Genomic DNA, 22,974 nt, shown 5'->3' on the forward strand with positions numbered 1-22,974 from the left:
GGGGACGAAGGCTGCTCACCCCTTCGTCCCCCAAAGCGGGCGGGGTCAAGGGCAACCCCGCCCTGGTCCCTCAGCGGCCCGTGACGCGGAAGCCCGCGTCGCGCAGGCATTCGGCACTGTAGACCCGGTCGTCGCGGCCGAAGATCCGGGCCCGGTTGGCGCAGTCGCGCGGCAGGCGATAGTCGAATCCCTCGCGCCGCAGGCAATGCTCGGAGAACAGGGTGACCGACCGCTGCGCCCCGTCGATCGAGATGGCGCAGGTGGCCGGCACGCGCGGGCGCTTCACGGAATGCGCCTTGCCCGGCCTGTCGTCGTCGTTCAGCTCATGCGCGATGGCGCCCACCACCAGCGCCGCGATCAGCGCCTTGGTCAGGTCATCCTTCTTGTCGGCCTTCGCCGGGATCGCCGCCCCCAGGACCAGCGCCAGGGCAAGCGCACCGGCGGTCAGGACGCTGGCAAAGCGGCGTGGCTGGATGCCGCGTTCGGCCACCCCATGCGAGGCGATGCGAACGGCGGCGCTGCGGAACATCGGGGTCATGGCGGTCTTCCTTCTGGCTTGCGGTCCTGCGACCTGTCGACCAAGCCTCGCGCCGGGATCCCGACGTAAGCAATATCGCCCCGGCGCTAGGGCATAACACCCGCCCGCGCTGCGACTGTTATCCCATAGCAGCACCGGAAAAATCGCCGTGATATTGAATATCAGCGAATCCGCGGGCATCTTCGCCGCATCGGGGCCAGCCGCCCCACCCCGGAGCCGAACATGACCCGACTGCTTCTTTCCGCCGCCCTTGCCCTGGTCCTCGCCGGCCCGGCTGCGGCGGAATGCTACGCCGATTACAAGGCCAAGCGTGACGAGCCCCTCAAGCTGCATTACGGTGTGGCGCAAGTGTCGGACGGCAATTGCAGCCCCGGCGCCGCCGAAGGCGAACTTGCGCCCAGGCTGGCCGCCGATGGCTGGACCTTGCTGACCGTTCTGTCCACATTCGGCCCCGAAGGGCTTGAGGAAAGGAAAGCGAGTGCCGGAGCCTACTTCCTCCGTTACTGACAGTCTCAAGGCCGGCAACCGCGTGGTTGCCTTCGGAATTGCCGCCATCGTCCTGATCCTGCTGGCCGCAGCCCTGTTCCTGTTCCTGAACCTGCCCGACGCCAACGCCTTCAACGCGCGTGTCGAACGGCTGTTCGTCGAGAACAATGACCTGACCACCGGGGCCGAGATCAAGCTGCTGGAGATCCTGGCCCAGTCCGGCACCGCCTTTTCCGAGGTGCTGACCAGCTACCGCATGGTAATCTTCGTGCTGTTGCTGTTCTCGACCGCGATGCTGATCGCCGCGCTGGTGTTCCTGGTGATGATCGTGGCGCTGAACCGCCGGATCTCGGCGATCCAGCGCGCGGGCATCCAGGTCGCCAGCCTGATGATCAGCCGCGAGGCGCGGGCGGTCTATATCAACGACATGGAGTTCCAGCTGACCGAGGCCGCGCTCGAGACGCTGTCCGTCCTGGCCGAGGCGCGGATGGACGACGAGGTTCTGACCGGCGCCCAGATCGAGGCGGTGATTTCCGGCCGCAACGAATCCGACTGCGAGGAAGCCGCCGGCGCGACCCGGGTCAAGCGCCTGCGCGACGCGCTTGGCAACCAGCTGGTGTCCGAGCTTCTGGTCAAGACCATCGCCCGCCGCGGCTATGTGCTGGCGGTGGGCAAGGACACGATCAAGATGATCTGACACCCCCGAAACGCAAAAGGCCCGGATCACAGGATCCGGGCCTTTTGGCGTAGGTGGTGAGCCGGACAGGATTCGAACCTGTGACCCGCTGATTAAAAGTCAGCTGCTCTACCAACTGAGCTACCGGCCCCACGAGGCGGCTGATTAGTGAGGCCCGTGGCGGGGGTCAAGGGCAAAAACGTGCGGCACTGGCAAAACTTGGGCCGGGGGCGTATATGCCGGGGCATGATGGATAGTCTCTCGCAATCCGGCCTGCCGTTCATGAAAATGCACGGCGCGGGCAACGACTTCGTGGTGATCGACTCGCGCGGGCGCGGGGCGGTGATGACGCCCGGCCTTGCCCGTGCCATCGGCGACCGGAATCGCGGCGTGGGCTTCGACCAGCTGGCCGAGATCACGACCTCCGACACCGCCGATTTCAGGCTGGCGTTCTGGAACAATGACGGCTCGCAGGCCGGGGCTTGCGGCAATGCGACGCGCTGCGTCTGCGACCATGTGATGCGCGGGCTGGGGGTGGACCGGGTATCGCTGGTCACCGCGCGCGGGGAATTGCGGGCCGAGCGACTGGCCGACGGCCGCGTGTCGGTGAACATGGGCCATCCCCAGCGCGACTGGCGCGAGGTGCCGCTGGCGCATGAGGTTGATCCGCTGCACCTGCCGCTTTCGGGCGATCCGGTGGCGATCGGCATGGGCAATCCGCATTGCGTCCGCTTCGTCCCCGATGCCGAGGCGGTTGACCTTGCCGGCGTCGGTCCGGGGCATGAGCATGACCCCCTCTTCCCGCAGCGCACGAATGTCGAATTCGCCTCGCTGATCGGCCCCGATCACCTGCGGATGCGGGTATGGGAGCGGGGAACGGGAATCACGCTGGCCTGCGGCTCGGGGGCCTGCGCCACGGCCGTCGCGGCGCATCTGCGGGGCCTGACCGGGCGGCATGTGGTGCTGGAGGCGGATGGCGGCAGGCTGGAGGTCGACTGGCGCGAGGATGGCGTCTGGCTGACCGGCCCGGTGGCGCGGGTGTTCGACGGGGTGCTCACGCCCGGTTTCGTGGCGGCCCATCGATGAACGAGGCCGCGAAACCCCCGGTCTTCGCGACCCTCGGTTGCCGGCTGAACGCCTATGAGACCGAGGCGATGAAGGAGCTTGCCGCGGCCGCGGGCCTCGGGCAGGCGGTGATCGTCAACACCTGCGCCGTGACCGGCGAGGCCGTGCGGAAGGCCAAGCAGGAGGTCCGACGGCTGGCGCGGGAAAATCCGGGGGCGGCGATCATCGTCACCGGCTGCGCGGCGCAGACCGAGCCCGAGACCTTCGCCGCCATGCCCGAGGTGACGCGGGTCGTCGGCAATCATGAGAAGATGCAGCCCGAGACCTGGAAGGGCCTCGCCGCGCCGGACCTGATCGGCGAGACCGAGCGGGTGCAGGTCGACGACATCATGTCGGTCCGCGAGACGGCGGGCCACCTGATCGACGGCTTCGGGCGGCACCGGGCCTATGTGCAGGTCCAGAACGGCTGCGACCACCGTTGCACCTTCTGCATCATTCCTTTCGGCCGGGGCAATTCCCGCTCGGTCCCGGCGGGGGTGGTGGTCGAGCAGATCAACCGGCTGGTGGACCGGGGCTTCAACGAGGTGGTGCTGACCGGGGTGGACCTGACCTCCTGGGGCGCCGACCTGCCGGGCGAGCCGCGGCTGGGCGATCTGGTGCGGCGGATCCTGAAGCTGACTTCGGTGCCCCGCCTGCGGATTTCGTCGATCGATTCCATCGAGGCCGACCCGGCGCTGATCGAGGCGATCGCGACCGAGCCGCGGCTGATGCCGCACCTGCATCTGTCGTTGCAGGCGGGGGATGACCTGATCCTGAAACGGATGAAGCGGCGGCATCTGCGCGGGGATGCGATCCGGTTCTGCGGGGAGGTGAAAGCCTCGCGGCCGGAGATGGTCTTCGGGGCGGACATCATCGCGGGCTTCCCGACCGAGACCGAGGCGATGTTCCAGAGGTCTCTGGACCTGGTGGAGGAGTGCGGGCTGACCTTCCTGCATGTCTTCCCCTTCTCGCCCCGCAAGGGCACCCCGGCGGCCCGGATGCCGCAGGTCCGGGGGCCGGAGATCAAGGAGCGGGCGGCGCGGCTGCGGGCGCTGGGGGACCGGGTGCTGGGGGAGCATCTGGCGGCCCAGGTCGGGCGGGTGCATCGGGTGCTGACCGAGGGGAGCCGGGTGGGGCGGACCGAGGGGTTCGCGGAGGTCGCCTTCGCGGCGGAGCAGCCGGAGGGGGCGATCCTGGAGGTCCGGGTCACGGGGCAGGACGGGGAACGGTTGCTGGCCTGAGCTGTCCACGGTGGACAATCTCACAGAGCTTTTCGAAATCAATGGCTTGGCTGCGGGCGTTAGGAGTTCCTTTACCTTTTGCGGTGTCTGCTTGTCGGTGTCCCGACCCGGGGAAAGGGGGCGTGGGGTGTGGCGTGTGGCGTGTGGCGTGTGGCGTGTGGCGTGTGGCGTGTGGCGTGTGGCGTGTGGCGTGTGGCGTGTGGCGTGTGGCCCCGCTTCGCGAATTGTGCGCTGGCGCGCGCGCCTTTGTCTCGCCTCTGGCCTGCGGCCAACCGGCTCGGCGTTGGGGGCGCTTCGCCCCCCAAACCCCCCGAGGATATTTGCACCAGTATGAAAGGCGGGGGCGCGGGGCTTGGGCCGGCGTGGCACGGTGCGCTGCAGCGCAGTCTGCGGCAGGGTCAGGTGAGGGCGACGAGGTGGTTGTCCCATTGCGTCGGGTTGGCGGTGAGGGGGGTGAGGGCCCCGTCACTGGCGGACCAGATCGCGCCGCTGCCGTCGGTGACGGTGAAGCCGCCGCCGCTGACCGCCGCGCCGCAGAGGTCGGGGCGGTGGTGGGTGGCCCGGTGGCTGCCATCCGCGGCAAACAGCATCAGCGCGCCGCCCCTGGGGGAGGTGACCAGGATGCGCTCGGCCGTAGCGGCGATGGAGCCGGCGTAGCCTTGCATCGTGAAGGCCTCGGCCTCGGGCGGGGGGCAGAGGCTGGGGGTGCTGCCGGGGGTCCAGAGGCCGAGTTGCGGCACGGGTTCGGCGGGGTCGCCCTCCCATTGCATGGCGAAGGCGATGGTGTCGCCGATGAGGGCGAGGTGACGGATGGAGTTCTGGCGGAAGTCGGCAAGCTCGATCTGGTCGAGGAGACTGCCATCGGCGGAGAGGAGCGTCAGGTTCGGGCGCATGTCGGGGATGTTCAGCTTGGCGCGGTCGACCGGATCGGTCCGGATCCCGCCATTGGCGACGGCCAGGCGGCCATCTGCAAGACGCCGGATCTCATGCGGGCCGATACCGTGGCTGGGCCAGTCGGTGAGGCGGGTATAGCCTGCGGTGTCCCAAAGGCCGATCCGGCCCTCGGAAGTTTCGGCCACGACTTCGGAGGTCATCAGGAGCGCGCCGTCGAGCGTATAGGCGCCGTGGCCGTTGAACTGCCTGCCCTCGGGTGGGGCCAGGCGGTGGCGGGTCTCGCCGGTGGCGCAGTCGATCACCAGGGCGAAGGTGCCGGGGCGGCGGGCGAAGGCCACGGCCTCGGCCCGAACGGGGTGTGCGGCGGCGGCGTGGCCCCTGCCGGGGAGGGGAAGCTGGAACAGGCTGTCGCCGCTGGCGGTGAGGCCGTGCAGGAAGAAGTCCTCGCCCCGCTTTCCGGCGGCGAGGAAGGCGGGCGCGCCGACATCGGCCCAGGTGAGGCGCGGGGTCAGGCTGGCGGCCAGGGTGGCGAGAAAGGCGCGGCGTCGCATCAGTCGCCATCCTGCGAGTTGAAGCCGAGTTCCACCCCAAGGGCGGGGCCGAGTTCCGCAATGGCAGTATCGCGGGTGGTGCGGACGGCCTGTTGCAGGATCTCCAGCTTCAGCCAGCCCTGCGGGTCGGCGATGCTGTCGATGCTCTCGATTCCGCCGGCGAGGCTGAGGGCATGGTCGAAGGCGGCCAGCGTCTTCGGGCTGTCGGGGTTCAGCCTCTGCGTCAGGTCGCGCAGGGCCTGGAGCGAAAGGGTGATGTTCTGCATCCCGCGCCCGGCGGCATGGCCCTGGGCCAGGTCGGGACGGGGCTTGTCGAATGTCGCGAGCGGGCGGCCGATCTGGCGGTCGGCGATGAATTCGAGGCCGGTGGCCAGCTGGGTGAAGAGGGCCTGGGTGGCCTCTTCCGGCTTCAGGAATTTCTCGTTGCCGGGCTGGCCGGCGGTAAGGAGGAGATCGCCGAAAGGAAGCCAGTCGCGGGCAAGCTCGTCGCCCATGCGGGCAAGGTCGTCGGCGGTGGCCTGGATCAGCGGGCAGGGGTCGGCGGGCAGGGTCGCCGCGGGGTAGAGCAGGCGTTCGAGCCCGGAGAGGCCGCGGGCGGCGACCGAGTGCTGGGCCATGGTCTCGGGCGTCAGGGGGGCGCCGGTGAGGAGGGCGGCCTGCGCCTTGGCGCCAAGGCCCTTGGGATCCGGCCAGTAGAGGATGGCGAGGGAGCGGCCGTCCGTCTCGGCCGGGCCGAGGTGGAGGTGGGCGACCTGCATCCAGGCATCATAGGCGGCGTGGAAGGCGGGGCGCAGGGTGTCGGGGTCGCAGCCGTCGAGGCTGGCGAGGGCGGTGGCGGCCTGGGCGAAGGCGGCATAGCCGGGGCGGGCGTGATCCTGCACCACGGCGGCGGTATCGGCTGCGGCGGGGGCCGCGAGGAGGAGGGCGAGGGCCAGTGCTGCGGGCGCCCCGGCCCCCCGCCACGCGGGGGAAGGGAGGCGCGGAATGGCGCGCGGTGCGATCATCTGGCGGGCGTTGCGCATCAGAGGGACTCCAGGAAGGCGACGAGGGCTTGGCGGTCGGGGGTGGGAAGGGCGGCGACGGCATCGCGCTGGGCCTGCGCCTCGCCGCCGTGCCAGAGGATCGCCTCGAGCAGCGAGCGGGCGCGGCCGTCGTGCAGGTATTCGGTATGGCCGGAAACCTGTTCGGTCAGCCCGATGCCCCAGAGCGGCGGCGTCTTCCATTCGCTGCCGGTGGCACGGCCTTCGGGGCGGTGGTCGGCGAGGCCCTCGCCCATGTCGTGCAGGAGGAGGTCGGTATAGGGCCAGATCAGCTGGAAGCTTTGTTCGGGCTGGCCGGTGAGCCGGTGGGTGACATGTTTCGGCGTGTGGCAGCCCTGGCAGTTCAGGCCGTAGAAGATTTCCTTGCCGCGCAGCACCTGCGGGTCATCCACATCGCGCCGTTCCGGCACGCCGAGGTTGCGGGCGTAGAAGGTGACGAGGTCGAGGGAGGGGCCATCGACCTCGAGCCCGTCGCGGGCCTGCGGCTCCTGGCCGTGGGGGGCGTCGATGCAGGTCTGTTCGCCGGTCGTGCAGTCGCCCCAGGGGTCGGGGTGGAGGGGGGTCGAGAGGCCCATGTCGCCGGCGAAGGCCCCGGCGGATTGTTCGCGGACGGTGGGCGCGCCGCCCTTGAGGCCGAAGCGGCCGAGCATCGGGGCGCCGTATTCGGCGGAGGGGACGATCTGCGGGCGACCGGAGATGCCGTCGCCGTTCCCGTCGTCCGGATCGGCCAGCGCGAGGATGTCGGCGGCGGGGATGGCCTCCAGCAGGCCGAGTCCGATCATCTGCGGCGCGATTCGGGGAGAGAGCAGGAGGCCCTCGGCGGGGGGGCCGTAGGCGGGGTCGGCGAAGCTGTAGCTGGGGGCGCGGAGGGTGACGGTGGCGCCGTCGGCGAGGGTGACGGGGGTCTCGGTCCAGGTCACGTCCATCCGGCCCTCGGCGGCGTGGCCGGGGGCGGCGAGGTCCTGGAGCTGGCCGCCGTAGGTCGGGTCGGGCTGGGTGGCGATCCAATCGGCGATGCCCTCGGGCGTGGGGCCGCCGAGGGTGGAGAGGCGGAGGAACATCGAGACGCGGGAGGCCTCGGGCGTGGGGGGCGTGTGGCCGCGGCCGTCCTTCAGGTGGCAGTCCTGGCAGGCGCGGGCGTTGTAGAGCGGGCCGAGGCCGTCGGAGGCGAGGGTGGAGGCGGGTGCCGCGACCCAGGTCTTGCGGAAGAGCGCATTGCCGAGCTTGAAGTCCATCTCGCGCTCGAAGGGCATGTTGGCGGAGTGCTGGCTGAAGGCGTCGGCGGTGGCGATGGCGCGGACGGTGGCGGCACCGGCGGGCCTGGCCTCGAAGGGCTCGGGACTGGTGAAGTCGGTGGGGGGCGCGAGGACGGCGGCGATCTTGGCGGAGTCCTCGGGGGTGCGGGGAAGGGTGGGGAGGTGGCGGTCGTCGAGGCCCTGCGCGAGGGCGGGAGCGGCGGTCAGGCAGAGGAACAGGGCGAGGCGCATGGAGGACTCCTTGGGGCGGAGTCATACTCTCGGGTTCTTGAGTATTTCAATCGGAAAATGTGGGCGGGCTTTCGCGCCTGCCCGGCCGGGGTTCCGATCGACGCCGATGCGGGGAGGCCGTGCGGGCCGCCGTGGAGGGGGGAGTTCCGGGTCGGAGCGGCGAGAGTGCCGGACGCGGCCTTCCCGGCACGATGGGCGGTTGACCCGCTTTGGCGAGGCCCCCGCCGGCCCCGCGCGACGCTAGTTGTGGCCTCTCAGGAGGTTGTTCACCCGGAAGGCTGCAATCGCCAAACTCCAGCCGAGGACCCCGCAGGATGAACAGCCCGCATCATGGCGCCCGCCTTGCCGTCCACAGCCGAGAGCAGATCATCGCCCGTGTTGGCGCCGGACAGAGAGCAGCCGAGGTGGCTTCTGCCTTCGGTGTGTCCCTGCGCACCCTCCGCAAGTGGCTGGCCCGGTCTCGCGCGGGCGGGCGCGCGGCGCTTTCCAGCCGCGCGAGCGCGCCCGCCGGCGTGGCGGGACGCCTGCCGGAGCGCCTGGTGGCGCTGGCCCTCTACCTGCGGCGCGACGCTGGGGCCTGACCGGGGCGGAGATCGCGCGCAGGCTGGGCCTTGCCCGCTCGACCGTGGCGCGCTGGCTGGCGCGGGCGGGGATGGGGCGGCTGGGCCGTCCTGACCCGCCCGCGCCCGTGCGATGACATCAGCGCGCGCGACCGGGCGAACTCATCCATCTCGACATCAAGACGCTGGGCCGGTTCGACCGGCCTGGCGACCGCGTCACCGGCACGTGCAGGGGCTGCCGCAACCGGGCGCGGGCAGGGACTTCGTCCATGTCGCGGTCGATGGCATTGGCCTAAGTCGAGGTGCTGGGCGACGAACGCCGCGACACCACCATCGCCTTCCTGCTGCGCGCCCTGCGCTGGTTCCGCGGCGACGGCATCCGGGCCGAACGGATGATGACCGACAACGGCTCCGCCTAGCGATCCCGCCGCTTCGCCAAGGCGCTGCGATGGCTGGGCATCCGCCACATCTTCACCCACCCTACAGGCCCAAGACCAATGGCAAGGCCGAGCGGTTCATCCGGACAATCCTGCGCGAATGAGCCTGTGGCCTCGCACATCCCACGTCCCAAGCAAGAAACGCAGACCTGCCGCGCTGGCTTGACTGGTTCAACAGGGCAAGGCCACACTCCGCCCTCGACGGCCTCTCACCCCCTCAAGGATGAATGACCTCATGAGAATGCACAGCTAGGCGACCGGGTTCAGCGCCTTGTTGTAGGGGTGCCAGTCGGTGATGTCGGGGTAATGCCGTTTGCGCCAGGCCTTTACCCGGTGGTTCATCACCCGCTTCCACAGGGGCGGCACCATCGCGGCCATCGCCATCAGCGGATAGCCAAAGGGCAGCTGCGGCGCCTGGGCCTTGGGATAGGTCTGCAACAGCGGAAAACGGCGGTCCGGCTTGTAGTGGTGGTCCGAATGGCGCTGCAGGTTGATCAGCAGCCAGTTCGAGGCCCGATGCTCGGCGTTCCAGCTGTGGTGCGGCAGGACATGTTCGTATTTCCCTGCCCCGAGGTGGCGGCGGGTCAGGCCGTAATGCTCGATGTAGTTCACCAGTTCCAGCTGCCAGATCGCGGCGCAGGCCTGCACCAGGAACAGGCCCAGCCCCAACCGGCCGCCAAGCGCCAGCGCCAGCGCCAGCATCGCCGCCTGCAGCGCCCCGTAGCGCCAGAAGGGATTCGCCCGGTGCCACCGGGGCAGCCCCCGACGCGCCAGCATCGCCACCTCGGCCCGCCAGGCAGAGGGCGGGCATTGCCGCAGGACGCGAGGGAAGAAACGGTGGAAGCCTTCGTTATAGCGCGCGGTCACCGGATCGCGCGGGGTGCCGACGTGGACATGGTGGACGCGCAGATGCTCGGACCGGAAATGCGAGTAAAGGACCGTGGCCAGCAGCAGGTCGGCCAGCAGACGCTCCAGCCGCGATTTCTGGTGCATCAGCTCATGCGCGTAGTTGATGCCGATGGTCCCCGAAAGGACACCCATGCCGAAGAACAGCCCGATGCGCTCTCCCATGTCCAGATGCGCGGCGCGGGGCACGTACCACAGCATCGCGAGCAGCAGCGCGAACTGCACCGGGAACCAGACCAGCGTTACCGCCCGGTGCCAGAACAGCGCGGACTCCTCGGTCTGCGGGTCGGGATTCTCGCGATTCGGCGTGGTCACCGCATCCAGAAGCGTGAAGAGCCACCAGGTCGAGAGCGGCAGCAGCGCGATCGTCCAGCCGCCGAAGACCATGCCCAGCACCGCCAGGGGCGGCAGGCACAGCGACAGCCAGAACGGCAGGGCGGAGGGCAGACGGCTCATGCGGGCACACTAGCGACCCGCCTCCTGTCGCGGAAGGGCCACGACGCCGCAGACATGGCCGCAGGAGGAACCATATGCCGAAGGTTTTAGTCAGATGCCGGACCGCGCCAGGTCCCAGGCCTTGCGCATCACGGTGGGCAGGTCGGCCGGGCGAAAATCGGCGCGGCTGATCCAGTCGCCCCTTTGCGCGGCCCCCTCCACCCGCCCCACGAGGACCCGCAGGATCAGGTGGAAATGGGTGAAGGTATGGCGCACCTCGCCCAGCTCCTGCCAGTCGGCCGCGGCAGGCGCCTCGCCCCCGGCCCCGTCCCAGGCATCGCCCGGCAGGCCCAGCATCCCGCCCAGCAGCCCGCGCTCGGGCCGCCGTTCCAGCAGCACGGCGCCGTCGCGGTATCCGAGCCAGACCCTGCCGCGCCGCAGGGGCTTGTCCGCCTTGGGCGTCTTGCGCGGCAGGTCGGCCTGCAGCCCGGCCGCGCGGGCGGCGCAGGCATGGCCCCAGGGGCAGATCCCGCAGGCCGGGCTGCGTGGCGTGCAGATCGTCGCGCCAAGGTCCATCACCGCCTGCGCGTGATCGCCCGGCCGGTCGAGCGAGGTCAGCCGCCCGGCCAGCGCGACCAGCTCGGGCTTGGCGGCGGGCAGCGGCGTCTTGACCAGGAACATGCGGGACATCACCCGCTCGACATTGCCGTCGACCACGGTCGCCGCCTCGTCGAAGGCGATCGCGGCGATGGCGCTGGCGGTATAGGGGCCGATGCCCGGCAGGGCCAGCAGGCCCGCGCGCGTCTGCGGAAAGCACCCGCCATGGTCGGCGACCACGGCCCGGGCGCATTTCAAGAGGTTCCGGGCGCGGGCATAATAGCCAAGGCCCGCCCATTCCCCCATCACCGCCGCATCCTCGGCGGCCGCGAGATCCGCGACCGTCGGCCAGCGGGCGGTGAAGCGGTGGAAATACTCCTTCACCGCCGCCACAGTGGTCTGTTGCAGCATCACCTCGGACAGCCAGACGCGATAGGGGTCCGGCCGCAGCCCCGCGGCCCGGTCGGCAGGCGGCACGCGCCAGGGCATCACCCTTGCATGGCGGTCGTACCAGGCCAGAAGCCGCGCGGTAAGGTCGGGATCGGTCATCGCCCGAACATAGCCATCCCGCCGCCAGCGACCAGCCCCCCGGCGTCACGCGATCTTTATGGGCTGAAACGCAATGCTCTCTGGCGGGGGACGCGGGCTGCGATAATATGCCGGGAAATGGCGCGCAAACCGCTTCCCTCTCCCTCCTCCGAACACCGCAAACGCGGGTTCGAGCCTGCTTTCGGGCTGATGAAGGATACCGTCCGCGCCGCCGGGGAATCGCGGGGCTTCGCCGTCGCGCGCCTGCTGACCCATTGGGCCGAGGTCGCGGGCGAGGAGATGGCGCGCAAGACCCGGCCGGTGAAGGTCGGGTACGGCAAGGGCGGCATGGGCGCCACGCTGACGCTGCTAGTCCGGGCGGCCGAGGCGCCGATGGTGCAGATGGCGCTGCCGGTCCTGAAGGAACGGGTGAACGCCGTCTATGGCTATGCCGCGATCAGCCACATCCACCTGACGCAAACCGCCGCCACCGGCTTTGCCGAGGGCCAGGCCGAGTTCACGCCCGCCCCGAAGGCAGCCGCCATACCCGACCCCGCCACGCAAGCCCTCGCCCGCAGCACGGCCGAGGGGATCGCCGATCCCGGATTGCGCGGCGCACTTGAACAGCTGGCGCAAAACATCTTAACTCGCCCGCGCATGAAGAAGGACGCCTGACGATGCTGAAACTGAACCGCCGCGCGATGATCGCCCTTGCCGCGGCCGCCACGGCCGCCCTCTCGTCCGCGCTGGCGCAGGAAGCCACCGAGGCCCCGGGGGACTTCTCGCTCGGCTCGCCCGATGCGCCGGTGAAGATCGTCGAATACGCCAGCTATACCTGCCCGCATTGCGCCGACTTCCACAAGGCGGCGTTCAAGAGCCTGAAGTCGGAATACATCGACACCGGCAAGGTCCATTTCACCCTGCGCGAGGTCTATTTCGACCGCTACGGCCTCTGGGCGGCCATGGTCGCGCGCTGCGGCGGCGAGATGCGCTATTTCGGCATCCACGACATGCTGTTCGACCAGCAGCAGGACTGGGCGGCCGCGCCGGATCCGACCGCGGTGGTGAACAAGCTCAAGACGATCGGGCTTTCGGCCGGGCTGGACCAGGCGACGCTGGACGCCTGCCTGAACGACCAGGCCAAGGCCGAGGCGCTGATCAAGCAGTTCGAGGCCAACATGGCCGCCGATGGCGTCACCGGCACGCCGACGATCTTCGTCAACGGCGCCAAGCACTCGAACATGGGCTATGCCGAGCTGAAGGCGCTGATCGACGCCGAGCTGGCGAAATAATGGCCGCGCCGCTGGAGGGGATCCGCGTCATCGAACTGGCGCGCATCCTGGCCGGACCCTGGGCCGGGCAGACGCTGGCCGACCTGGGCGCCGACGTGATCAAGGTCGAGGCGCCCGAGGGCGACGACACCCGCCGCTGGGGCCCCCCGTTCATCGAGGCCGAGGGCGAGAAGACCGCCGCCTATTTCCACGCCGCGAACCGGGGCAAGCGGTCGATCACCTGCGATTTCCGCACGCCCGAGGGGCAGGAGACCGTCCGCCGCCTGGTCGCCGACGCGGATGTGGTGATCGAGAACTTCAAGGTCGGCGGGCTGGCGAAATACGGGCTGGACTGGGACAGCCTGCGCCGGGTGAATCCCCGGCTGATCTACTGCTCGATCACCGGCTTCGGCCAGACCGGCCCCTATGCCCATCGCGCCGGCTATGACTTCATCATCCAGGGCATGTCCGGGCTGATGAGCGTGACCGGCCCCGCCGACGGCCAGCCGCAGAAGGTGGGCGTCGCGGTGACGGATGTGTTCACCGGGGTCTATGCCGCCACCGCGATCCTTGCGGCGCTGGTGCAGCGCGGGCGGACGGGCGAGGGGCAGCAGATCGACATGGCGCTGCTGGACGTCGCCACCAGCATCATGGCGAACCAGGCGATGAACTACCTCGCCTCGGGCAAGGCGCCCGGCCTGATGGGGAACGCGCATCCGAACCTTGCGCCCTATGCGGTCTTCGACTGCAAGGACGGCTGGCTGATCCTGGCGACCGGGAACGACGGCCAGTATCAGCGGCTGTGCGGGATCCTGGGGCTGCAGGACATGGCGACGGATGCAAAGTTCCTGACCAATGCCGACCGCATTGCCCACCGGGAGGAGATGACCGAAAGGATCACCGCCGCGACCCGGACCTGGGCCAAGGCCGATCTCCTTGCCGCCTGCGAGGCCGAGGGCGTTCCCGCCGGGCCGATCAACGACATGGCCGAGGTCTTCGCCGACCCGCAGGTCGTCGCCCGTGGCCTGAAGATCGCGCCCGAGGGCCTGCCCGGCCTGCGCAGCCCGATGACCTTCTCGGGGGCCGAGCTTGCGCTGGACCGCCCTGCGCCACGTCTGGGCCAGCATCAGGACGAAGTGCTGGGGAAGTCCCAAGCCTGAAATTTTTCGACGAAAAATTTTGGGCTTACAATCCCAGCCGGTCGAATGCGGCGTCCAGCGCCGACCAGTCCGCGACCCGCAGCCGGACCACCAGCGTCAGCACCTTCGGCCGCCAGGCCGGGGGCAGTCGCGCCGCGTCCTTCTCGGTCGTGACCAGTTGCGCCCCCGCCGCCGCCGCCTCGGCCTCCAGCCGCCGCAGCAGGGTTTCCGACAGCATCTCGTGATCCGCCAGCGCCTCGCCCCGGACCAGTTCGGCCCCCTCGCCGCGCAGCGTGGCGAAAAAGCGCGAGGGGTCTGCGATTCCGGCAAAGGCCAGCACCCGCTGCCCCTGCCAGTCCATCCCCATCTGCAAAGGCTCCAGCCGGCCGACCAGCCGGGGCACCGCGACCGCCCCGCCCCAGATCGCGCCGAAACGGACCTGCGCCGACTCCTCCCCGATCGTCAGCACCAGATCCGCCCGCGCCAGCCCGACCCCGACCGGCTCGCGCAGCGGACCCGCCGGGATGCAGCGGCCATTGCCGAAGCCCTTGGCCGCGTCTACCACCACCAGCCCCAGCGAGGGCACCACCGAGGGATTCTGGAACCCGTCGTCCAGCAGGATCACCCGCGCGCCTGCCGCCTCGGCCGCCCGCACGCCTGCCGCCCGGTCCTTGGCAACCCAGACCGGCGCGAAGGCCGAAAGAAGCAGCGGCTCGTCCCCGACCTCCTCGGCCCGGTGCGCCGCCGTGACCTGGACCGGCCCTTCCAGCCGCCCGCCATGCCCCCGGCTGACCACATGCGCCGCGTGACCGCGCGCTGCCAGCCGCTCGACCAAAGCGATCACCGTCGGCGTCTTGCCCGCCCCGCCCGCGACCAGATTGCCGACGCAAAGCACCGGAACCGCAGGCCGGTAGCCCGACTGCTTCAGCCGCCGCGCCGTCGCGGCCGCATACAGCCAGCCCAGCGGGGACAGCAGGCGGGGCAGCAGCCCCGGCCGGTCGGGCCTGCGCCACCAGAAGTCGGGCGCGCGCATCAGCCGCCGTCCAGGATGGAGCGCAGGCGGTTCAGCACGCCCTCGGTCACCTCGGCCCCGTCGCTGGCCAGGGCCCAGGCGGCATGCGCCAGCCGCGCCGCCCGGTCGGGCGCCAGAAGATCGCCCAGCGCATCGCCCAGATCATTGGCCGAGGCCACGGCCCGCGTTCCCCGCACCGCGCCCAGCCGGCCGAAGATCGGCCCGTAGCCCCCCGTCCGCGGCCCGTGCAGGATGGCCGAACCCAGCGCGGCCGGCTCCATCGGCGAGCGTAGCGGACCCTTGCCCGTCAGGCTTCCGCCCAGATAGCAGACCGGCGCAAGCCGATACCACAACCCGTATTCCGCCGCATTGTCGACGATGAACACCTCGACTTCCGGCTCCGGCTCCTCGTCCAGCGACCGCTGGGCGACCACCCAACCCTCGGCCGCCTCCATCTGCCCGGCCAGCGTGGCGGAACGCGAGGGGTCGGCCGGCATCAGGATCATCAGCAGCCGATGCGAATGCTGCAGCGCCATGCGATGCGCCTGGATCACCGCCGCCTCCTCGGCCTCGGGGATGCCCGCCGCGAACCAGACCGGGCGCGAGGCGACCATCTTCGCCAGCGCCGCGCGCTCGGCCTCGAGGCAGGGCAGGACGGGATTGTCCTCCATCATCCTTCCGGTCACCGCCACCGCGGACAGCGCCGCCCCCGCCTTGCGGAAGGCGCGCGCCGCGGCCTCGTCCACCGCCGCGACATGCTGGAAACGCGACAGGGCCGAGCGCATCAGCCCCGGATACCAACCGTCCCGTTCGCGCAGGAAGGCCGGGGCGCGGGCATTGACCAGAAGCATGGGAATGGCGCGTTCGGCGGTCTCGTGCAGGATCGCGGGGCGCAACTCGCCTTCCGAGAAGACCGCGGCTTCGGGTCGCCAGTGGTCAAGAAAGGCCCGCGCGTCGGGCGGCGTGTCCGGCGGCGGCGGTTGCAGGATCACCCCGGCGCGCTGCGGCAGCGCCGCCGGACAGGTCAGAAGCACGGCGATCCCGTCCTCCTCGACCAGCCGCCCCGCCAGCGCCAGCATCGCCGGAGCCGCCGCCTCGCCCGGTGCGTGCAGCCAGACCAGACGCCCGGCCGGACGCCTGGGCCGGGTGGCCTCGGCACCCGGTTCCCGGCGCTGGCCGAGGTTGTACAGCGTCAGACCCAGCAAGGCGGGCATGGATCAGGCGCCCAGCTCCTCGGTCGGCGAACCTGACCTGGCCTCGTCCCGCAGGCGGTGGATATGGGCGATGAAATAGCGCATGTGGGCATTGTCCACGGTGCGCTGCGCCTCGGCCTTCCAGGCGCTGAAGGCAGTCTCGTAGTTCGGGAACATGCCCACGATATGGATCTTCGACACGTCCCGGAAGACGTTGACTTGCGGGTCGACAAGCTCGCCCCCGAAGACAAGATGCAGGCGCTGGGTCATTTCGGGCTCCGTTCAAGGGATCGCGGCGAACCTATCCGCTTCGCCGGTCAGGGGGAAGATGCCGGACCGACAAGGCGCTCGGGACTTGCGCTGATGGGGATGTCGCGCGAGATTGAGGCAGGCGCGGGATGCGCGGGCATTTCAGGAAGGGGATTTTCATGGATTACCAGGATCTGATCGGCTGGCCGCTGGTCTATATCTTTATCGCCCTGTTCATCATCCTCAGCATTTTCCTGGGGGTCCGCATCGTGCCGCAGTCGGAAAAGCACGTCGTGGAACGCTTCGGCCGGCTACGGTCGGTGCTGGGGCCGGGGATCAACTTCGTCGTGCCCTTCCTGGACCGGGTGGCGCACAAGGTCTCGGTTCTGGAACGGCAGTTGCCGAACGCCAGCCAGGACGCGATCACCGCCGACAACGTGCTGGTGAAGGTCGAGACCAGCGTCTTCTACCGGGTGACCGAGCCGGAAAAGACGGTCTACCGCATCCGGGACGTGGATGGCGCGATCGCGACGACGGTGGCGGGGATCGTCCGGTCCGAAATCGGCAAGCTGGAGCTGGACCAGGTGCAGTCGAACCGCGCCCAGTTGATCGAGCGGGTGCGCGAGCAGGTCACGGTGATGGTCGACGACTGGGGAGTCGAGGTCACGCGGGCCGAGATCCTGGACGTGAACCTGGACGAGGCGACGCGGGCCGCGATGCTGCAGCAGCTGAACGCCGAACGGGCGCGGCGGGCGCAGGTCATGGAGGCCGAGGGCCGCAAGCGCGCGGTGGAACTGGCCGCCGACGCCGAGCTTTACGCGGCCGAGCAGCAGGCCAAGGCCAAGCGGGTAACCGCGGATGCCGAGGCCTATGCGACGGGCGTGATCGCCGAAACGATCAAGGAAAGCGGGCTGGAAGCGGCGCAATACCAGGTCGCGCTGAAACAGGTCGAGGCGATGCAGGCCATCGCCTCGGGTCAGGGCAAGCAGACGATCCTGATGCCGGCCAACCTGCTGGAGGCCTTCGGGGATGCGTTCAAGATGCTGAAAGGACGGTAGGATGCTGCACGATCTGGCGGGAACCTGGTGGGCCTGGGTCGTCCTTGGCTTCGCCCTCGGCGTGCTGGAGATCCTTGCGCCGGGCTATATCTTCCTTGGCTTCGCGATCGGGGCGGTCCTCACCGGGATTCTCGTCGCGATCGGCATCCCGGCCGGCCTGCCCGCGCTGATCCTGATTTTCGCGGTGGCCTCTGTCGCGGCCTGGCTGGTCCTGCGCCGGACCATGGGGGTCAGGCAAGGTCAGGTGAAGATCTGGGACCGGGATATCAACGACAATCCCTGAGAGACATCGCCGGAAGCGTCCACAGTGGACAGGCGCGGCGACGTCAGTGAATTCAAGGGGTTGGCTTTGGGCGTTTACCGCGCGGTAACGCTGTTTCCGGCGCGGACGCGCTGTCGCGCACCGTCGGACGGGGCGCTTTGTCGCCTCCTACGGGCGGCGGATCGTGTCGCCCGGTTGCAGCGTGGGGAACAGTTCCTCGACCTGCGATGCCTCGGGGGCCTCGGCGATGATCCTTGCGGCCTTCCGGCCGATTGCCAGGCGGCAGGCATCCATCGTGGCCAGCTTGCGCGGCAGGCCGTCCAGAAGCTCCACCCCGTTGAATCCGGCCAGCCCGATGCGGCCAGGAACGTCGAGTCCCTGGGCGAGGCAGTAGAGCAGGCCCCCTGCCCCGATCATGTCGTTGGAGAAATACAGGAAGTCGACGTCCGGCGTCCGGTTCAACACCGCCTCGGTCATCTCGCGCCCCTTCAGCAGCGCCGACCCGCCGGAATAGAATTCGCGGTCCACAAGCGCCAGTCCCGCCTTGGAAAGCGCCTCCTCGAATCCTTCCAGCCGCTTCTTGGCGCGGAAGTCGTTCGGCATCCGCGTGCCCAGGAAGGCAATGCGGCGATAGCCGGCGGCGATGATCGCCTCGGCCATCTGCCGCCCGGCGCGGCGGTGCGAGATGCCGACCGCGTGGTTGATCGGCGCGCCGTCGATGTCCATGATCTCGACGATCGGTATCCCGGCGCGGGACAGCATGGCGTGCGACGCGGTGGAATGTTCCAGCCCTGCGATGATCATGCCCGAGGGGCGCCAGCTGAGCATCTCGTAGATCACCGATTCCTCGCGATCGGGGAGATAGTTGGTGACACCGACCACGGGCTGCAGGCCGGTGCCTTCCAGCACCTCGGAGATGCCGGTCATCACCTCGGGGAAGACCATGTTCGACAGCGAGGGAATCACCACGCCGACCAGGTTCACCCGCTGCGAGGCGAGGGCGCCCGCGATCTTGTTCGGGACATAACCAAGGGTGCGCGCGGCCTCGAGCACCCTTTCCCGGGTCGCGGCCGAAACGTCGCCCCGGTTGCGCAAGACCCGGCTGACCGTCATCTCGGAAACGCCCGAGGCTTCGGAGACGTCGCGCAGGGTCAGCGTATGGCGTGGGTCGGGCGTGGGTTTGGTCACGGCATGGGTCCAAGCGTGGGGAATACCCTTTGTTAGCGCCAAAACCCGGGCTTGTCCAAGCCGCTTTCACCTGCTAATGTTTGCGCTAACAGCCGCCAGTGCTGGCCATATCCGTCGGGCTCTGCAAGCTCTCACCAGGAACCCGGAGGACGAAAGGGGGGGTAGTGGGCCAAAACTTGCCTCCCCTTTTCTTTTCCGACGGTTGAAATGGCGGCGATTTCATCGCATGACGACAGGAAGGCCCCGTAGCTCAACGGATAGAGCGTCCCCCTCCTAAGGGGAAGGTTGCAGGTTCAAGTCCTGCCGGGGTCGCCAACGGAGGCAGCATGACCCGATCCCCCGAAATCAGCGCCTTTCTTGCCGCTTCGGCCGCGGCTCTGCGCAAGTCCTGCACCGGCGAGGCGTTGCGGGCGGCGGAGACGGTGATCGGCCGCTTTGACGCGGTCGGCCCGACCGGGGGAAACCCGGCGCGGTTGCCGGTCTGCGACTGGATCGCCCCCGCCCTTGCGGCCGTGGCCCCCGAGCGGGCTGCGCTGGGACGGGCGTTTGCGGCAGTCCAGGGGCAACTGGAGTGGAAGCGCCGGGTCTCGGCCAGGGAGAGCGACCAGCGGTTCTGGAACGGCCACGCCAATGCGATGATCCTGGGGCCGGGAGGCCTTGAGCGACGCGACGATCTGTGGATCGGGGTCACGGTCATGGCGCCGGGGGTGGATTACGCCACGCACAACCACCCGCCGGAAGAGGTCTATCTGTCGCTGAGTCCCGGCGAATGGTGGAATGCCCGGATGGACTGGACCGATCCCGGCCCGACAGGCTGCATCTACAACCCGCCGGGAATCGCCCATGCGATGCGCTCGGGCGAGGGGCCGTTCCTGGCGCTGTGGTATCTGCCGATCTGACGGCGATGCCGGACGCCGGAAATCGAGGATTTCCGTGACGATTTCCTGCGGAAATCGGGTGCGCCCGGATCAGAAATCCAGGTTCTCGACCGACAAGGCGTTCTGCTGGATGAACTCGCGCCGGGGTTCGACCACATCGCCCATCAGCTTGGAGAAGATGTCGTCGGCCTCGGCCAGGTCGTCGACCTTGACCTGAAGCAGCGTCCGCGCCTCGGGGTCGAGCGTGGTTTCCCAAAGCTGGTCGGGGTTCATCTCGCCGAGACCCTTGTAGCGTTGCAGGGTCAGGCCCTTCTCGCCCTCGGCCAGGATGGATTTCAGCAGGTCGATGGGCCCGTGGATCGGCTGCTCGCGGTCCTTGCGGACAAGGCGGGCGGGGTCGCGGTAGATGTCGCGATGCTGCCCGGCGATCTGGCTCAGCTTGCGCGCCTCGCCCGACCGCAGGACGGCGCCATCCAGCGTCCGCAACTCCTCGACCCCGCGCAGGATGCGACTGAGGCGGATCCCGTGGTCCTGGGTGATGCGGCCCTGCCAGCCACGCTCGAACTCCGGCGCGATCAGGTTCAGGCGTCTGGCCACGGTGTCGGCAACCAGTTGCAGGTCGTCGTCGGCGCGGCCGGGATCGAAGGCCCCGGCAAGCGCCGCCTGTTCCAGGATCGCGCGGGGATAGTGGGTCGGGAAGGCGTCGAGCACCCGGCGGAACTGGCGCGCGCCCTCGATCACGCGGGCGAGATCGTTGCCCGCAATCTCCTGCCCGTCGGTCAGGCGCAGGACGGCGCCTTCGGTGCCCATCTCGACCAGATAGTCGTCAAGCGCGGCCTGGTCCTTGAGGTAGACCTCGGACTTGCCGCGCGCGACTTTGTAGAGCGGCGGCTGGGCGATGTAGAGATAGCCGCCCTCGATCAACTGCGGCATCTGGCGGAAGAAGAAGGTCAGCAGCAGCGTGCGGATGTGGGCGCCGTCGACGTCGGCGTCGGTCATGATCACGACCTTGTGGTAGCGCAGCTTGCCGATGTCGAATTCGTCGCGGCCGATCCCGGTGCCGAGGGCGGTGATCAGGGTCCCGATCTCCTGGCTGGAGAGCATCCGGTCGAAGCGGGCGCGTTCCACGTTCAGGATCTTGCCGCGCAGGGGCAGGACGGCCTGGTTGGCGCGGCTGCGGCCCTGCTTGGCCGAGCCGCCGGCGGAGTCGCCCTCGACGAGGAAAAGCTCGGACTTGGCGGGGTCGCGTTCCTGGCAGTCGGCCAGCTTGCCCGGCAGCGAAGCCACGTCCAGCGCGGTCTTGCGCCGGGTCAGCTCGCGCGCCTTGCGGGCGGCCTCACGCGCCAGCGCGGCCTCGACGATCTTGCCGACGATGATCTTCGCGGGGCCGGGGTTCTCCTCGAACCATTCGGCGAGCTTTTCGTTCACCAGGTTCTCGACCGCCGGGCGGACCTCGGACGAGACCAGCTTGTCCTTGGTCTGGCTGGAGAATTTCGGGTCCGGCACCTTGACCGACAAGACGCAGGTCAGCCCCTCGCGCGCGTCGTCGCCGGTGAAATCCACCTTCTCGCGCTTGGCGATGCCGGAGGATTGCGCGTAGCCGGTGATCGTCCGCGTCAGCGCGCCGCGGAAACCGGCCAGATGCGTGCCGCCATCGCGCTGGGGGATGTTGTTTGTGAACGGCAATACGGTTTCGTGGTAGCTGTCGTTCCACCACATCGCCACCTCGACCCCGATGCCGTTCTTTTCACCGACGATGTAGATCGGTTCGGGCATGACCGAGGTCTTGGAGCGGTCGATGTATTTCACGAACTCCCGCACGCCGCCTTCGTAGAAAAGCTCTACCTTCTGCGGTTCGGCATGGCGTTCATCTTCCAGGATGATGCGCACGCCGGAATTCAGGAACGCCAGTTCGCGCAGGCGGGTCTCCAGCGTCTTGAAGCTGTAGTCGAGGTTCGAGAAGGTCCCGTCCGGCCGGTTCTGCTTGGAACTGGCAAGGAAGCGGACCCGGGTTCCGCGCTGGCCGGGGGCGGGGCCGACCTCGTGCACATGGACCACGCATTCGCCATCCTCGAAGCGCGCGCGGTATTCGGTGTCGTTGCGCCAGACCGTCAGTTCCAGCCATTCCGACAGGGCGTTGACGACCGAGACGCCGACGCCGTGCAACCCGCCCGAGACCTTGTAGGCGTTGCCACCCTCATCCGTGTTGTTGAACTTTCCGCCGGCGTGCAGCTGGGTCATGATGACCTCGGCTGCCGAAACGCCCTCTTCGGGGTGCAGGTCGACCGGGATGCCGCGACCGTTGTCGCGCACCGAAACGCTGTCGTCGGCATGGATCTTCACCACGACTTCGGTCGCGTGACCGGCCAGCGCCTCGTCGATGCCGTTGTCCACGACCTCATAGACCATGTGGTGCAGGCCCGAGCCGTCGTCGGTATCGCCGATATACATCCCGGGCCGTTTGCGAACAGCCTCCAACCCCTTGAGAACCTTGATGGATTCGGCGCCGTATTCGGCAGCCTTCCTGGGCTGGTCAGCCATGCGTGGGAAACCCTTGTCGTTGCGCGCGATTTATAGCGTTTCAGGCCGGGAATGTCACCCCTTTGCCACAAGATTTGGTAGCTACAGGAAGGGGATCACCAGCCCGACACCGATCAGCAGGACGCCCGAGGTGACGTTCATCTTCCGCATGCTTTCAGGGCTGGACAGAAGCTGCCGCGCCCGATGGAGGAACAGCGCAAGGCCAAGGTTTCCCGCCATCGGGATCAGCGCGGAAAGCGCGATGATCGCGACGACATCGGCGATCGTCAGCGTCTCCAGCGCGAAGAAGCCCGGCAGCGCGCCCATGTAGAACAGGATCGCCTTGGGATTGCCGATCACCGCCGCGAGGCCGACCGTCAATCCGGCCCAGAGACCCGGCCGGGTCAGGCGGCTGTCGGCGGAAAGCGTGGCGGCAGGCTTGCGGATCAGCAGCACGCCCATCACAAGGAAGATCGCGGCCGCCACCCAGCGCAACAGGGCCAGCACATCGCCATAGCTGCTTTCGATCCAGGAGAGGCCCAGGATCGCCGCAAGGGGCCAGATCAGGTCACCCAGGGCCACCCCGATCGCCAGGGGCCAGGCGGCCGCGAAACCGCCAGCCAGCGCCCGCGCGGTCAGCGCCACCCAGACCGGACCCGGCACCGCCCAGAGGCCGGCCATCCCCAGGGCGTAGAGACCAAGCTGGTATAATGAAACGCTCATT

24 protein-coding genes, 2 tRNA genes and 1 pseudogene are annotated in these 22,974 nt (G+C 69.0%); 14 read left to right on the top strand and 13 right to left on the bottom strand.

Annotation, left to right across the window (positions count from 1 at the left end; translation table 11 throughout):
- Positions 1 to 70 precede the first annotated feature (70 nt).
- Positions 71 to 538: a hypothetical protein gene (locus ACE3UA_RS10760; RefSeq protein ID WP_374644945.1), complete on the bottom strand. Its 468-nt coding sequence runs from the start codon at positions 536 to 538 to the stop codon at positions 71 to 73.
- Positions 539 to 760: 222 nt separating this feature from the next.
- On the opposite strand from ACE3UA_RS10760, the gene ACE3UA_RS10765 reads away from it, so the two are divergent.
- On the top strand, positions 761 to 1,045 hold the full coding sequence (locus tag ACE3UA_RS10765; RefSeq protein WP_197643090.1) for a hypothetical protein: 285 nt from the start codon (positions 761 to 763) through the stop codon (positions 1,043 to 1,045).
- The gene (locus tag ACE3UA_RS10770) at positions 1,017 to 1,721 is read left to right on the top strand and encodes a response regulator transcription factor (protein WP_197643089.1); all 705 of its coding nucleotides are present in this window, start codon (positions 1,017 to 1,019) and stop codon (positions 1,719 to 1,721) included. The genes ACE3UA_RS10765 and ACE3UA_RS10770 overlap by 29 nt, the downstream gene beginning before the upstream one ends.
- Positions 1,722 to 1,775: 54 nt before the next feature.
- Here the strand turns inward: ACE3UA_RS10770 and ACE3UA_RS10775 are convergent.
- Positions 1,776 to 1,851: transfer RNA gene (locus tag ACE3UA_RS10775), tRNA-Lys, on the bottom strand.
- A gap of 95 nt (positions 1,852 to 1,946) precedes the next feature.
- Here ACE3UA_RS10775 and dapF point away from each other — a divergent pair.
- Both dapF and mtaB read left to right on the top strand, forming a co-directional pair.
- Positions 1,947 to 2,786 (top strand): diaminopimelate epimerase, encoded by an 840-nt coding sequence (dapF, locus tag ACE3UA_RS10780; protein ID WP_374644948.1) that lies wholly within the window; start codon positions 1,947 to 1,949, stop codon positions 2,784 to 2,786.
- Positions 2,783 to 4,045: a tRNA (N(6)-L-threonylcarbamoyladenosine(37)-C(2))-methylthiotransferase MtaB gene (gene mtaB, locus ACE3UA_RS10785; protein WP_374644950.1), complete on the top strand. Its 1,263-nt coding sequence runs from the start codon at positions 2,783 to 2,785 to the stop codon at positions 4,043 to 4,045. The genes dapF and mtaB overlap by 4 nt, the downstream gene beginning before the upstream one ends.
- 398 nt (positions 4,046 to 4,443) lie before the next feature.
- Here mtaB and ACE3UA_RS10790 read toward each other — a convergent pair whose 3' ends face one another.
- Genes ACE3UA_RS10790 through ACE3UA_RS10800 form a run of 3 tightly spaced genes read right to left on the bottom strand, consistent with a single transcriptional unit; the run spans position 4,444 to position 8,017 of the window.
- A complete protein-coding gene (locus tag ACE3UA_RS10790; RefSeq protein WP_374645094.1) occupies positions 4,444 to 5,493 on the bottom strand; it encodes a DUF1513 domain-containing protein in 1,050 nt (349 codons plus the stop codon).
- Positions 5,490 to 6,512: an imelysin family protein gene (locus ACE3UA_RS10795; protein WP_374644952.1), complete on the bottom strand. Its 1,023-nt coding sequence runs from the start codon at positions 6,510 to 6,512 to the stop codon at positions 5,490 to 5,492. The genes ACE3UA_RS10790 and ACE3UA_RS10795 overlap by 4 nt, the downstream gene beginning before the upstream one ends.
- Entirely contained in the window at positions 6,512 to 8,017 is a 1,506-nt protein-coding gene (locus tag ACE3UA_RS10800) for a di-heme oxidoredictase family protein (RefSeq protein ID WP_374644954.1), read from the bottom strand. The genes ACE3UA_RS10795 and ACE3UA_RS10800 overlap by 1 nt, the downstream gene beginning before the upstream one ends.
- 314 nt (positions 8,018 to 8,331) lie before the next feature.
- Here ACE3UA_RS10800 and ACE3UA_RS10805 point away from each other — a divergent pair, with 314 nt between their 5' ends.
- From ACE3UA_RS10805 to ACE3UA_RS10815, 3 genes and pseudogenes are all read left to right on the top strand, one after another.
- Positions 8,332 to 8,598, top strand: coding sequence for a helix-turn-helix domain-containing protein (locus tag ACE3UA_RS10805; protein ID WP_374644956.1), 267 nt, complete (start codon positions 8,332 to 8,334; stop codon positions 8,596 to 8,598).
- Between the two features lie 11 nt (positions 8,599 to 8,609).
- Positions 8,610 to 8,714 (top strand): hypothetical protein, encoded by a 105-nt coding sequence (locus ACE3UA_RS10810; protein WP_374645096.1) that lies wholly within the window; start codon positions 8,610 to 8,612, stop codon positions 8,712 to 8,714.
- 440 nt (positions 8,715 to 9,154) lie between these two features.
- Positions 9,155 to 9,241 (top strand): annotated as a pseudogene (locus ACE3UA_RS10815) (integrase core domain-containing protein); the annotation flags it as partial.
- A gap of 22 nt (positions 9,242 to 9,263) precedes the next feature.
- On the opposite strand, the gene ACE3UA_RS10820 reads toward ACE3UA_RS10815, so the two are convergent.
- A complete protein-coding gene (locus tag ACE3UA_RS10820) occupies positions 9,264 to 10,376 on the bottom strand; it encodes an alkane 1-monooxygenase (RefSeq protein WP_374644958.1) in 1,113 nt (370 codons plus the stop codon).
- 90 nt (positions 10,377 to 10,466) lie between these two features.
- On the bottom strand, positions 10,467 to 11,501 hold the full coding sequence (locus tag ACE3UA_RS10825; RefSeq protein ID WP_374644960.1) for an A/G-specific adenine glycosylase: 1,035 nt from the start codon (positions 11,499 to 11,501) through the stop codon (positions 10,467 to 10,469).
- A gap of 117 nt (positions 11,502 to 11,618) precedes the next feature.
- On the opposite strand from ACE3UA_RS10825, the gene ACE3UA_RS10830 reads away from it, so the two are divergent.
- The 3 genes from ACE3UA_RS10830 to ACE3UA_RS10840 are packed head-to-tail and all read left to right on the top strand — an operon-like array spanning position 11,619 to position 13,911.
- A complete protein-coding gene (locus ACE3UA_RS10830) occupies positions 11,619 to 12,155 on the top strand; it encodes a DUF721 domain-containing protein (RefSeq protein ID WP_374644962.1) in 537 nt (178 codons plus the stop codon).
- 26 nt (positions 12,156 to 12,181) lie between these two features.
- Complete coding sequence (locus tag ACE3UA_RS10835) at positions 12,182 to 12,772, top strand: DsbA family protein (RefSeq protein ID WP_374645098.1); 591 nt, start codon at positions 12,182 to 12,184, stop codon at positions 12,770 to 12,772.
- Positions 12,772 to 13,911: a CaiB/BaiF CoA transferase family protein gene (locus tag ACE3UA_RS10840; protein ID WP_374644964.1), complete on the top strand. Its 1,140-nt coding sequence runs from the start codon at positions 12,772 to 12,774 to the stop codon at positions 13,909 to 13,911. The genes ACE3UA_RS10835 and ACE3UA_RS10840 overlap by 1 nt, the downstream gene beginning before the upstream one ends.
- 25 nt (positions 13,912 to 13,936) lie before the next feature.
- Here ACE3UA_RS10840 and lpxK read toward each other — a convergent pair whose 3' ends face one another.
- From lpxK to ACE3UA_RS10855, 3 genes are read right to left on the bottom strand one after another with little or no spacing between them, the layout of a single operon-like run.
- Entirely contained in the window at positions 13,937 to 14,923 is a 987-nt protein-coding gene (gene lpxK, locus ACE3UA_RS10845) for a tetraacyldisaccharide 4'-kinase (RefSeq protein WP_374644966.1), read from the bottom strand.
- A complete protein-coding gene (locus ACE3UA_RS10850; protein WP_374644968.1) occupies positions 14,923 to 16,116 on the bottom strand; it encodes a 3-deoxy-D-manno-octulosonic acid transferase in 1,194 nt (397 codons plus the stop codon). The genes lpxK and ACE3UA_RS10850 overlap by 1 nt, the downstream gene beginning before the upstream one ends.
- A gap of 3 nt (positions 16,117 to 16,119) precedes the next feature.
- Entirely contained in the window at positions 16,120 to 16,365 is a 246-nt protein-coding gene (locus ACE3UA_RS10855) for a DUF4170 domain-containing protein (RefSeq protein ID WP_197643105.1), read from the bottom strand.
- A 158-nt stretch (positions 16,366 to 16,523) separates the two neighbouring features.
- On the opposite strand from ACE3UA_RS10855, the gene ACE3UA_RS10860 reads away from it, so the two are divergent.
- On the top strand, positions 16,524 to 17,402 hold the full coding sequence (locus ACE3UA_RS10860) for an SPFH domain-containing protein (protein ID WP_374644970.1): 879 nt from the start codon (positions 16,524 to 16,526) through the stop codon (positions 17,400 to 17,402).
- A gap of 1 nt (position 17,403) precedes the next feature.
- Positions 17,404 to 17,685, top strand: coding sequence for an NfeD family protein (locus tag ACE3UA_RS10865; RefSeq protein ID WP_374644972.1), 282 nt, complete (start codon positions 17,404 to 17,406; stop codon positions 17,683 to 17,685).
- Between the two features lie 147 nt (positions 17,686 to 17,832).
- Here ACE3UA_RS10865 and ACE3UA_RS10870 read toward each other — a convergent pair whose 3' ends face one another.
- Positions 17,833 to 18,852, bottom strand: coding sequence for a LacI family DNA-binding transcriptional regulator (locus tag ACE3UA_RS10870; protein ID WP_374644974.1), 1,020 nt, complete (start codon positions 18,850 to 18,852; stop codon positions 17,833 to 17,835).
- A 239-nt stretch (positions 18,853 to 19,091) separates the two neighbouring features.
- On the opposite strand from ACE3UA_RS10870, the gene ACE3UA_RS10875 reads away from it, so the two are divergent.
- A tRNA-Arg gene (locus ACE3UA_RS10875) sits at positions 19,092 to 19,167 on the top strand.
- 11 nt (positions 19,168 to 19,178) lie between these two features.
- Positions 19,179 to 19,751, top strand: a complete 573-nt coding sequence (locus ACE3UA_RS10880) for a dimethylsulfonioproprionate lyase family protein (protein ID WP_374644976.1) — start codon at positions 19,179 to 19,181, stop codon at positions 19,749 to 19,751.
- Between the two features lie 69 nt (positions 19,752 to 19,820).
- On the opposite strand, the gene gyrB is transcribed toward ACE3UA_RS10880, so the two are convergent.
- Both gyrB and ACE3UA_RS10890 read right to left on the bottom strand, forming a co-directional pair.
- Complete coding sequence (gyrB, locus tag ACE3UA_RS10885; protein WP_374644978.1) at positions 19,821 to 22,271, bottom strand: DNA topoisomerase (ATP-hydrolyzing) subunit B; 2,451 nt, start codon at positions 22,269 to 22,271, stop codon at positions 19,821 to 19,823.
- Positions 22,272 to 22,352: 81 nt separating this feature from the next.
- Entirely contained in the window at positions 22,353 to 22,973 is a 621-nt protein-coding gene (locus ACE3UA_RS10890) for a LysE family translocator (RefSeq protein WP_374644980.1), read from the bottom strand.
- Between the last annotated feature and the right edge of the window lies 1 nt (position 22,974).

The organism is Tabrizicola sp. (assembly GCF_041919135.1).
Classification (GTDB): Bacteria; Pseudomonadota; Alphaproteobacteria; order Rhodobacterales; family Rhodobacteraceae; genus Tabrizicola.